We start from the raw sequence: 10,386 nt of genomic DNA, 5'->3' as shown, positions 1-10,386 counted from the left end.
CAGACGATTCACGAGTCACACCCAACCCGAAAAGCCAGCACCCACCCTTCCAGCCAGCCCCAGGCCAGCCACCCCAAACAATTACAGGCGATTCACCATGTCGGTCCGCGCATTGCCGGTCAGCGCCCGGTGGAACGCACGATCGTGATCACCTCGCACGACGCAGGCCCGGCAATTCGCCGAGCCTGATCATTTCCCTGTGGGCCTATCGGACCAGCATACGAACCGCACGGTGCTGGCAGACGGGCCGGACGTCATGATCCGGCCCGTGGGTACCCGGCAGCTGACCACATCCGTCCCGACGGGTACGGCTGTTGGGAACAGCACGGCCACGCCGTGCGGTTCTTCCTCGTCCTTCGATCGCCTCGAAGAACTGGGCATCGAACGCTGGCGAACCGCAGACCTTACGGGACGTCGTCAGCTCGACATTGCGGCAGCCACCCGTTGATCCGACACCTCAGCCGAGGATTCTCCCGCGGCAGCCTCGGCGTTTATCGCCCGCACCGTCAGGATCGAGAAGGTGATGATCCACACGAAGAACACGATCATCGGCACGTAGAACACCAGTACGCCGTTTTGTGAGAACGGGCCGGTTTTGAAGAACAGCAGCAGGCACGCTTCACACATGAAGAAGCTGGAGAAGATGTTCAGGTAGGCCGACCAGCGCGGGAACGGTGGCCGGGCGCTGGTATCCATCAGAATGCAAGCGGCCAAGGCGAGTTGGAACAGTGCGAACGGAGCGCCGGTGAAAAGCACACCCAGCCAACCGAGATCGTTGAACGCCTGAGTGACATCGGGGCTGGTCTCACCCGGGCGCCACGCGGCAGCGCCGAAGAAGAACCCGATGAACATCACCACCACGACCTCGCAGGCGACCGCGACCATCATGATGTTGAACAGGATCGGCCATTGGCGTTCACGGCGCCTGACCATCTGGATGATGCTGACGCTCCAGGTGGTGTACAGAATGCTGGAAAAGATGAAGATGACCGTCGCTACGCGGATGCGGGTGGTGTTGGCCAGGTATTCGGCGACCACTTTCGCGGCTGAGTCTGCCGCCGAGGGCGGCAAGATGTACTGGAAGTTCGCCACCACGGTTGCGGCGAACGGCCAGAAGAATGCGAACGCGAGTCCTGTGTAGGCGCAGAATTTGAGAACTCTCGGGCTGAAACCGTCAGCACGCATCGTGCACTCCCAACGTCGTTGAATTGAGGGTTGTCGTCAGACTGCCAGGGCGGCAGTGGAATTCGGAGACCTGAGCATCGACGCTATGGGGCGCCGTGATCAGATCGCGTTCGCGATGTTGTCGGGCCATGTGGCTTGCTGGGGTGTCGGTGGGCTCACCGTCCGACAGCGGTCTCATGAGCGACCTCTCAGGTCGTAATCGCCAATGCCGGAACGGATCTGACCGTCCGCAACCTCGGCCGGGCGAATGCGAAAGACTCAACATTTCAAGGGTTCACATGTCGCATCGGCTTACCTGGCTGTCATGGGTTGCGGGGAGGTCGGGGCATCGGCACCCCTGGTCCGGGGCAGGTGTGGCCGTCCGCCCCGGCGGCGCACATTTCATTGACCATGTAGGACGGGTAACCGGCCGGGAACGGATCCGAGTGCGTGGCGAACCATTGCTGCGGAACCATGTAGAGCAGCAGGAACGCCAGGTGGATGGCGCCGTAGATGGCGAAGAACTTAACCGCCTGCTTGCCTTTGGCGCCCAGCGCGAGCGTGTCGAGACCCCGCTCGACGACTGTCTGGCCCCTGTCGTTGCGGAAGTGGCTCAGGCACGCGATCGCGCCGAGCCCCAACCCGCCGAACAGCACCGTCTCCGACATCGGGATCTGGTAAGTGTGACCGGCGAACAAGGTGATCGCGCGGATCCCGCCCGGATAGGCATAGGCACCCGTGCGCAGCACCAGACCCTCCACGAACGTATCGGTGATCGTCAGGCCGACAAAGATGGTGGCGATGGTGCCGGCGATGCCCATGCGCGGCCAGCGTGCCTTTACTTTGCGCAACAGCCACAAGATCACGATCACCTGCGAGAACACCAGAGCCGTGTACGCGGGCGGGACGATGAGAAGCGGTTCGGGCAACTTGTTGGCGTTAGGACTCGTCCATGTCGGCCACGAACCGTTGGCCCAAGCACCTCGGTTGATCAGATGCGAGTTATAGAACAACGACACCGAGGTGTAGTTCATGCACAAGTCCCAGAAGAACACCATCGCCGCAGACAGGGCGATCATCGCGTCGGTGCTCAGACGTCCCTGCTTTCGCCACGGCCTGACAATCCAGACATAAAGCAACACCACCGCAGCTGCGGGCACACCGATCTGCAGCACGGTGAAGATCACCGACTGCCACTGCGGCAGCTTGTCCGGCCCCGGATCGGTGGAGGTGAAGTGCGGCCCGAAGACCCATCTGGCGAGCACGAAAACCTGGAAGGCCAGCAGCGCCACCCCCGCGAGGGCCCACCACAAGATGGGCCGCGGCGGAGCGGCCTGCGGGGCACGAAAGAGTTCGCCCGAGGGGGCGCGGACTCGTCCCCTGTTGATCGTCGCCACGGTGCCGTCCCTTCATCGCCGCCAGCTTCAGCTCCGCGCCCACCTAATCGACGCTAGTGCCACTAGCATTATGAGCCCGATTCTCTCAAAAATGCAAGCGTCACTAGCGTACGCGGCGTGATCGGCTCCAATGAGGCTAGTGCCACTAGCGTCGATGGCCGGACAATTCCGGCGTATCGCGTCAATTGACATGCACGACAGAACAATTAGCCGGACGCAGGGTGCATCGGTTGGTGGACCTGCGCTCAGTCGGGTCGGTCGGAGATGCCGTGGGTGATCAGCATGGCCATCTCTTGCATCAGGCGGGCCTGGCCGGGCGTGCGCACGCCGAGGGGGACGATCCAGTCTTCGAGAATCACCGAACCGATGATCATCGCGGCGACCGACATGATTGTTGCGGACGGGTCGAGATGGGGCAGGTGGCGGTCTTCGGCGATTTCGAGGCCGACGTCATGCACGGCGCGTAGGCCTTCGCGGATTCGGGTGCTGACGGCGACCGCAGACGCATGCAGGTCGTTGCCCGGGTCAGCGCGGGCCTCGATGAGTTCCTGGAACAGGAGGCGGTCGGTGCGCACGAGCTTGAACAGTCCCTCAACGAGTCGCTGCGCCATGTCCTGGACGGTGTTGTCGGCAGAGAACTGCCGCCAGGACGCGATCCAGCCATCGACGAACCGGTTGAAGGATTCCAAGATCGTCGTTTCGAACAGGCCAGCCTTCGAGCCGAAGTTGCGGAACAGCGTCGTCTCCGCGACGCCTGCGCGCAGGCAGATCTCCTTGGTCGTGGTGGCCCGATATCCGTTGGTGGCGAACAGTTCATGAGCCGCGGCCAGCGTCCTGGCCCGTCCGCTGTCGGTTGGACCTGTCCGCGCACGGAGATCTGGGTGCTGCATGGCAGCGGAGTCTAGTGGGTGTGCCCGTCGGTTCGTCGGGGCGAGCTACTCGCCAACCCGGCTCGATCCGCAAGCCCGGCAGTCGCCTCCACTCAGTTGCTGGATAGCAGCCGAAATTTTTTGCGACGCAGTGTCGCAGTTCGCCGAATGTCGGTAGGGTATGGGCGAACACACCAATTTCGCCGACCGGCCAGGTCAGGACGCGCCGGCACCACCTCTCAGACAGATGGCCAACTGTGACTGAGCAAACCCAACCACACCCCCACCGGCATGACTATGCACATACCCCGATGATCGTCGTCGGGTTCGATACCTCCCCGCCCAGCCAGCACGCGCTGGCGTACGCGGCCGGCGCGGCCCATCGCCTCCGCGCGAATCTGCTGGTCGCCCATATCACCTCACTCACCACCATGAACTGCCTGACGATGATGGCACCATTGTGCGCCGGTACGACGGCTGAATTTCAAGCAGATAGCATCATCACAGCGCACGCGATGGCCGCCGAAATCCTCGACGACACGCCGGTGCCCTGGTCGTTCACCGCGCGCCCGGGAGATGCCGCGATCGAGCTGGCCCGGTTGGCCGACGAGCACACGGCGGACAGCATCGTCGTCGGCCGCGCCAGCGCCTGGTACCACCGGCTGCTCGGCTCGGTATCGACCCGGCTGGTGCAGCGCGCGAAATGCCCGGTCACCGTCGTTCCATGACCACGCCCCACGCCAGATACCGTCATGACCGCGACCGATATCGATCGGTCACAATCCCTACACACGGCACCGGTGAACGGTTCCCACCGAGTGGTACTGATCAACTAGAGGTCAGCCAGAGCACATCGGCCTCGCGTACGTCTTGGATCTGCGCCGGCCCCCTGCGTGTCAGGCTGAGTCGAGTCCATTGGTTCAGAGTAAATCGGCCTGACGCGGGGCGAGATACGGATCGATATTTCATGACCAGCACGAGGGCCTCGAGGGTCAGCGACCACAATGGCGCATGGGTTCTGTGGGGCCGCTCTGCCGGGGCAACGCCTCCGCAGCGGTCGGGGCGCGGTCGGCGATCGATCCGGCCGACAAGCTGAGCCCGCTGGAAAGCGACGCCGAATCCTGGAGGTCCTCAACAGCTCTCGGTCTGTCGATCTGGCCCTGTTGCAGGCCTATGCCCAGTGAACTGATGAAGGAGATCTTCGGCCACGGCATCCCACAGGTCGTGCACGCGGATCGGGGCACCTCGATGACCAGCAAAACCGTCGCTGCGCTGCTCGCCGATCTCGAGGTCACCCACTCACACTCGAGGCCGCGGGTGTCCAACGACAACCCCTATTCCGAAGTCGGCGCAACTTCCCCGGACGGCAGCCGGGCTGCGTGGACATTGGGGGGCCGAAAGTTCGTCGGCAAGGAACTCCGAGCTGTGGTTGATGCGGTGCGCCAGCTGCCCATGCCGCCGGCGCACCGCACAGGTTCACCGGGCGAAAGTCCGCACCATGGTGCGGAAGGCGTCCTCGCTGTCCGCCTGAGCGATCGGCGGGACGTAGGGGGTGTGGAGGACGATGTGGGGCAACACTCCGTCGTACTCGGCGAGTTGTTCACATGCCTCGTCCGGAGTACCCACGATCGAGAAGCGACGCACCAATTCGTCCGACACGGCCGTCTCCAGCGCGGCGGGTCCTTCCTCGAACAATTTCTTGACGACATAGTCTCGGTCTTCCGTCAACCCCATGAACTCGATCGGAGTGGCGGAGACCGGGAAGGCCGCGTAATTACCGACGTTGATGCGGGCTCGACGGATGGCTTCTTTACGATCGCTGGAGACGCTGCACAGCACCAAGGCTGTCACATCGACTTCGGCCGGGTTGCGCCCCGATTTCTCGGCCCCTTTGGTGATGTTGGGCAGGACGTGGCCGGTGATGAACTCCGGGGTGACGAAGTAGGTCAGTACACCATCGGCTACCTCCCCCGCCATTTGCAGCATCCGCTCCTTCAAGCAACCCAGATAGATCGGAATGTCAGGCCGTTCGAGCTCCCGCACACCCCACGGATTGATCAAAGGGGTCTCGAAGTTGTAGAACTGTCCCTGATAGTGCGCCGGCTCGCCGTCGGTGAAGTGCCGCCACACGAGTCGCAAAATCTCGATGTACTCCCGCATACGCGGCAGCGCGTGACTGACATCGCCGCCGTTGAATGCATCCGTCCAGCTCGCTGCTCCGGTGCTCAACCCGAGAATCGCTCGACCGCACGATAATTCGTCGACGTCGGCGACAGCGTTGGCCATCTCGAACGGGGTTCGGCTGATCGCGGTCGCCAGCCCGGTGCCGAGTTTGACATTCTCGGTGGCGCGAGCGTTGAGCGCGTGCGCGATGAACGGATTTCGGAAGAATTCGTAGTCCCATACCGAGTCGAATCCCGCCTCGTCCGCGAGCGCGGCGAGTTCGGAAAGCTTGGTATAGGGCTGGTTCAGCATAGGTAGCGACACTCCGAGGCGGCTTCTCGTTACAGTCACGATTGTCCCTTTCTGGTTTCGATTTCCAACGCTTTCCAATACCGCGCGGACTATCCGGCCGGAACAGCCGAATGCTCGTCCTGGTGTTCTTCCGTTGCTTGCCGCAGGATGCCGCGGTGCATCAGATAGGTCATGCAGGAGATCCAGATCACGAACATCCCGATTGGCAGGTAGAAGCCGATCAACCCGTTCCATGCGAACGGCCCGCGCTTGAAGAACACGGCGAGACCGCCACCGGACCCGGACAGGGCGATCCACAGGCAGACGTAACCGAACCAGCGCGGCCAGATCGGATTCGGACTGCGGTCGCAGAAGGAAGCGATCGCGATGCAAGCCATCTGCAGGACGTAGCCGGGAAATACCATGACGAAGATCAACCAGCCGGCGTCGTGGAGCAGACGCACTGTCGAGGGCTCCAACTCCGCTCGGAAGGACGCGATCAGCCACAGCATGCTGCACATCACGAAGTACACCTGCAACAGGACAGCCGCGCCGAACTGAATCAGCGCCAGCACCGGCATGCGGCCGCGCTCGATCCGGGCAATCTGCTTACTGATCACCGCCCAGAAGGGGAAGAGCAGGAACGAGGCGACCATGGCGCCGAGCTGCCCTACGCGAATAGCCGCTCGATGGGAGTTGTACAACGCGGCGACCTGGTCCACGCTCCACGACGGCGCTTGCGGGGGAACCCATCGTGCAACACCCAAGAAAAACACTAGGTAGACCACGACGAATGCGAGACCCGACCAGAGACAGATCAGCTGAATCTTGGTATCTATCGAGCTGCGAATTCTGTTGTCACTCTTGTTTTCGACAGTCATTATCACTCCTGCATTCAGCGAGAGAACTTTTGTGTCAGCTGGGCACCGGGTATCCACCGCCGACGATCCCCGGACTTCGACAGGTAGCGCGCCGCGCGCTTCGACGACAATCGGCCCGGCAATCCGGTAACGCCGCCACCCGGATGCGAGCCCGAGCCGCCGAGGAACAGCCCCTCCACCGGGGTCCGGTAGGAACCCAATCCCCAGGCCGGCCGCAGCGGTCCGCTCCGTAGCAAGCCGAAGTCGATGTGGAACAAACTGCCGCCGCCGGTGGTGCGAGCCCGGCGTGCGCGCTCGTCGGGCGTTTCGACACGTGACGCGAACGTCAGTGTGTCGAGGCCGTCGATAAACCGCCCGGCCTGATGAAGAGTCCGCTTGACCATTTCGTCACGAACAGCCGGCCAACCCTCGAGCGGCTCCCGCGGCACGGCAGCGGGATACAGGTACACCACATCCTGGCCCCGGGGCGCCAGAGAAGGGTCCCAACCGGATGGGGTAGCTGCCCAGACCAGCGGTGTCGTCGGCAGCACGCCCCGACGAGAGGCGGCAAACGATTCCATCGTTTCTTCAGCAGTACCGAGCATGAGCAACGGCTTACGGAGATCGAGTCCGTCCGGACGCGCATGCGATGGGAAGCTGATCTGCCCTGACAACGCCAAATCGATCTTCATTACGTCGCAGCCCGATGCGTTGCTGGGCATATATGACGCACGTACACGCGTGCGGTGGTCGATGTCGCCCAGCGAAAGCAGTTCGCCCAGCGTCTGCTTGGGATCGCATGTTGTCAGCACGACACGCGACCGCAGCCCACGGCCGTCTGCGAGCCGGACGCCCTGGACTGCGCCTCCGCTCACCGCGATCTCCTCCACCGGAGTACCGGTGAAAACGGTCCCCCCGGCGGACTCGAAGACCCGGGCCAATGCGGTCACAAAGTTCTGCATGCCGCCACGGACCCGGCTCGAACCGACCCTGTGCAGGATCCCCGCTACCAGTGCGGCCAAGCCACTACCGTCGGCGTCGGGAGGAGCCGAGCCGGCCGCCAGACCCAATACGGCAGCGATGGTCGCCGGATGTGTGAAGTACTCGTGCACCAGCGCTTCCGCGCTCGACAGCGAGAACGCGATGATGTCATCGACGTTCTTGTGATGACGACCGAGCCCGCGCAGAGAGCGAGCGATTTCCCTCGGGTCGGGCCGCATGAGATCTGTCCGCATCCACGGCACACCGATCTCCAGGATCCCATCGAGCACTTCGACGAACCGAGCGTAGCTATCGGCGTCGGAGCGACTGAACCGCGCGATGTCATCGATGGTGCGAGCAGGGTCGCGCCAGAACATCACGCTCTCGCCCGTGGGATGAAGATAGCCGTACGGCGGATCGGCCTCGATCAGTGACAACCCGTGCGAGGTCAGGCCCAGCTCCTCCACGATCGAAGTGCTGCGGATCATCATGAAGTCCAGAGCGGCCGGGTGGACAACGTGCTCGGGAGCCTCCGGAATGTAAGGACCCGAGGTACTCAGCCCCCCGAGTTGCTCCGCGGCCTCCACCAGGGCTACCTCGTACCCGTCACGAGCCAGGTAGCAAGCGGCGATGAGGCCGTTGTGCCCTCCTCCTACGACGACAGCGTCGAAGTCCATCTTCATCTGCACCTATCGATAGCGACGTGGTCGAGCGATGTGGTCGCGACCACATTCGCACGCCAGAGTCGCGCAGTCAAGCGCTACTAGTCAATTTGTGTAGTGCCGCTCTTTAAGGAGGCGTGTTAACATCGCTCGATGCGGGACGGGATTGCACTCCGACGATCGTCGGAGGAGGTGCGCGAACGACTCCTTCAAGCAGCCAGAGAGGCTTTCGCCGACATCGGGTACAGCGCCAAGACGAAGGACATCGCTCGTCAGGCTGGTGTGTCCGAGTCGCTCATCTATACCCAGTTCGGCTCGAAATCGGAACTGTTCCGCGTCGCCGTAGTCTCGACATTCACTGATGCAATCGAGGACTGGGTTACACGATGGGAGGGCACAGTCGTCGAGGCCGACATCGCGGCAATGGCAGATAGCTATGTCCGCGCCGTCTACGATGTGGCCCGGACCCATCGCCATCTTCTTCGCGAACTGATGACTCTCCCGCAACACGCCGATCCAACGTTTGCGACTCTCGCCAAAGAAGTAAGTCGTCGATTCGCCAATTCACTTGGTCGGGTACAACGAGTGGTACGACTGGGCGCCATGGCTCGTGGCTACCCGCTCGATGATTCCGTCTCCCTCGCTGTCGCCACCGCGATGATCGTTTCCACCGCCGTCTACGATGACTGGTTTCTGTCGGATGAAATCAAGGGAGCATCGCCAGACCGACTGATGAATGAAATCGTCTCCCTGTGCTTGTACGGCATCACTGGTCGCCCGGCCACCGACTGAGTGTCCTGCACCTGAAATCAGTTGCATCAGTCGGCGATCGGGCGCCACAACTACACCACGGTCCCGGCCGCGACGAGGTCCCCGCTGGATCGGTTACCGCCCGAACGTCTGCTTGACCGGCATACGGAATCCTGGCGTACCTGGGCACGGCCCATAGGTGGTGGGCTGGTCCGGCCGAACGCTGCACAGGTCGTTGATGAGGTGCCCGGGGTAGTCCGCCGGATAAGGCGACGAGTGGAGGCCGGCCGGGATCTGTACCAGCAGCAGAACCCACATGGACATAGCGAAGATCGCCGTGGTCGACAATATGCGGACGGCAGTTCGCCAACCCGTGCCGAAGCCTTCGACTCCGCGTTCGACTACGGTCTGGCCCTTGTCGTTCTTGAAGAAGCGCACACAGGCGAATGTCGTAAAGACAACGCCCGTCGTCAGATATTCCGCCCAGGGGTAACGGTGGCCGTTACCGAACAGGGCGAAAGTGTTCGGAGCACCCGGTAGGGCCCACAGGTGGGAAAGGAAGGCGGGAGCCTCGAGAACCATGCCGAGCACCGTGCCGAACGCATAGGAGAAGGCCAGCAAGGCGAGATTGCTGATCTGCGGCCGAACCCGTTTTGCCCAGGACATCGCGGCGTTGAGAACCATTGCGAAGGCGAGGAGACCGAACGGGTAGATGAACATGATGAAGACCGGCTGCGGCATTTGGCTCGCGGTGGGGTTGACAACTCCCGGCGCATACCCGGTCCACGTGTTCAGATTCAGCCATTGCGAGCTGTACATGAAGTTCGGCTGCATCCAGTTGACCATCGGATCCCAGAACAGGGTGAAGAACCCGGCGATAACCATGACCGCGTCGAAGACCAGTCTCCGCTCGCGCAGGCAAGCCCGCACGATGTGGACCGACACGGCCACAACAGCGACGAGCATGATCATCTCGTAGGCCCGGGCCACCCACCATGAGACATCGTGCGGATCCCGGTGTCCGGTAATTTGAGCAGGCCCGGCGGCGAGCCAAGCTCCCCACGTCCACAAGGCGTAGCCCACGACGAGGGCTCCGATAACCGCGAGTATGACCGCACCCGGCACCTCGCGCGGACGTGCTGTGCCGGCAGATTGCGGTGTCGGCGTGGTCTGCAAAGTCGTCACTGGTCCTCCTAGCGGACAACTCGGCCCGGGCGCGTGGCCCGGATGATGAACATCGAGTGCCTCC

General features: G+C 62.6%; 10 protein-coding genes and 1 pseudogene. 4 read left to right on the top strand and 7 right to left on the bottom strand.

Features of this window, described 5'->3' with window-relative positions; translation table 11 throughout:
- On the top strand, nucleotides 1-189 hold a 189-nt coding region (locus ACFXN1_RS42425; RefSeq protein WP_379443724.1), incomplete at its 5' end, for a hypothetical protein.
- 228 nt (nucleotides 190-417) lie between these two features.
- On the opposite strand, the gene ACFXN1_RS42420 is transcribed toward ACFXN1_RS42425, so the two are convergent.
- The 3 genes from ACFXN1_RS42420 to ACFXN1_RS42410 form a co-directional block, all read right to left on the bottom strand.
- Nucleotides 418-1,185: a hypothetical protein gene (locus tag ACFXN1_RS42420; protein ID WP_379443726.1), complete on the bottom strand. Its 768-nt coding sequence runs from the start codon at nucleotides 1,183-1,185 to the stop codon at nucleotides 418-420.
- A 302-nt stretch (nucleotides 1,186-1,487) separates the two neighbouring features.
- Entirely contained in the window at nucleotides 1,488-2,561 is a 1,074-nt protein-coding gene (locus ACFXN1_RS42415; protein WP_379443727.1) for a spirocyclase AveC family protein, read from the bottom strand.
- A 245-nt stretch (nucleotides 2,562-2,806) separates the two neighbouring features.
- Nucleotides 2,807-3,451, bottom strand: a complete 645-nt coding sequence (locus ACFXN1_RS42410; protein ID WP_379443728.1) for a TetR/AcrR family transcriptional regulator — start codon at nucleotides 3,449-3,451, stop codon at nucleotides 2,807-2,809.
- A 290-nt stretch (nucleotides 3,452-3,741) separates the two neighbouring features.
- On the opposite strand from ACFXN1_RS42410, the gene ACFXN1_RS42405 reads away from it, so the two are divergent.
- A complete protein-coding gene (locus tag ACFXN1_RS42405) occupies nucleotides 3,742-4,158 on the top strand; it encodes a universal stress protein (protein WP_379443730.1) in 417 nt (138 codons plus the stop codon).
- Between the two features lie 484 nt (nucleotides 4,159-4,642).
- Nucleotides 4,643-4,774 (top strand): annotated as a pseudogene (locus ACFXN1_RS42400) (IS3 family transposase); the annotation flags it as partial.
- 132 nt (nucleotides 4,775-4,906) lie between these two features.
- Here ACFXN1_RS42400 and ACFXN1_RS42395 read toward each other — a convergent pair.
- From ACFXN1_RS42395 to ACFXN1_RS42385, 3 genes are read right to left on the bottom strand one after another with little or no spacing between them, the layout of a single operon-like run.
- A complete protein-coding gene (locus ACFXN1_RS42395) occupies nucleotides 4,907-5,983 on the bottom strand; it encodes an LLM class flavin-dependent oxidoreductase (protein ID WP_379443731.1) in 1,077 nt (358 codons plus the stop codon).
- An 11-nt stretch (nucleotides 5,984-5,994) separates the two neighbouring features.
- Nucleotides 5,995-6,765 (bottom strand): hypothetical protein, encoded by a 771-nt coding sequence (locus tag ACFXN1_RS42390; protein ID WP_379443733.1) that lies wholly within the window; start codon nucleotides 6,763-6,765, stop codon nucleotides 5,995-5,997.
- Nucleotides 6,766-6,779: 14 nt separating this feature from the next.
- Entirely contained in the window at nucleotides 6,780-8,408 is a 1,629-nt protein-coding gene (locus ACFXN1_RS42385) for a phytoene desaturase family protein (protein WP_379443734.1), read from the bottom strand.
- 132 nt (nucleotides 8,409-8,540) lie between these two features.
- Here ACFXN1_RS42385 and ACFXN1_RS42380 point away from each other — a divergent pair, with 132 nt between their 5' ends.
- Nucleotides 8,541-9,179: a TetR/AcrR family transcriptional regulator gene (locus ACFXN1_RS42380; RefSeq protein WP_379443736.1), complete on the top strand. Its 639-nt coding sequence runs from the start codon at nucleotides 8,541-8,543 to the stop codon at nucleotides 9,177-9,179.
- 93 nt (nucleotides 9,180-9,272) lie between these two features.
- Here the strand turns inward: ACFXN1_RS42380 and ACFXN1_RS42375 are convergent, their stop codons facing one another.
- Nucleotides 9,273-10,322, bottom strand: coding sequence for a spirocyclase AveC family protein (locus ACFXN1_RS42375; RefSeq protein ID WP_379443737.1), 1,050 nt, complete (start codon nucleotides 10,320-10,322; stop codon nucleotides 9,273-9,275).
- Nucleotides 10,323-10,386: the final 64 nt, after the last annotated feature.

The organism is Nocardia sp. NPDC059154 (genome assembly GCF_042755705.1).
Classification (GTDB): Bacteria; Actinomycetota; Actinomycetes; order Mycobacteriales; family Mycobacteriaceae; genus Nocardia.
This window is presented reverse-complemented; position numbering and strand designations above follow the sequence as displayed.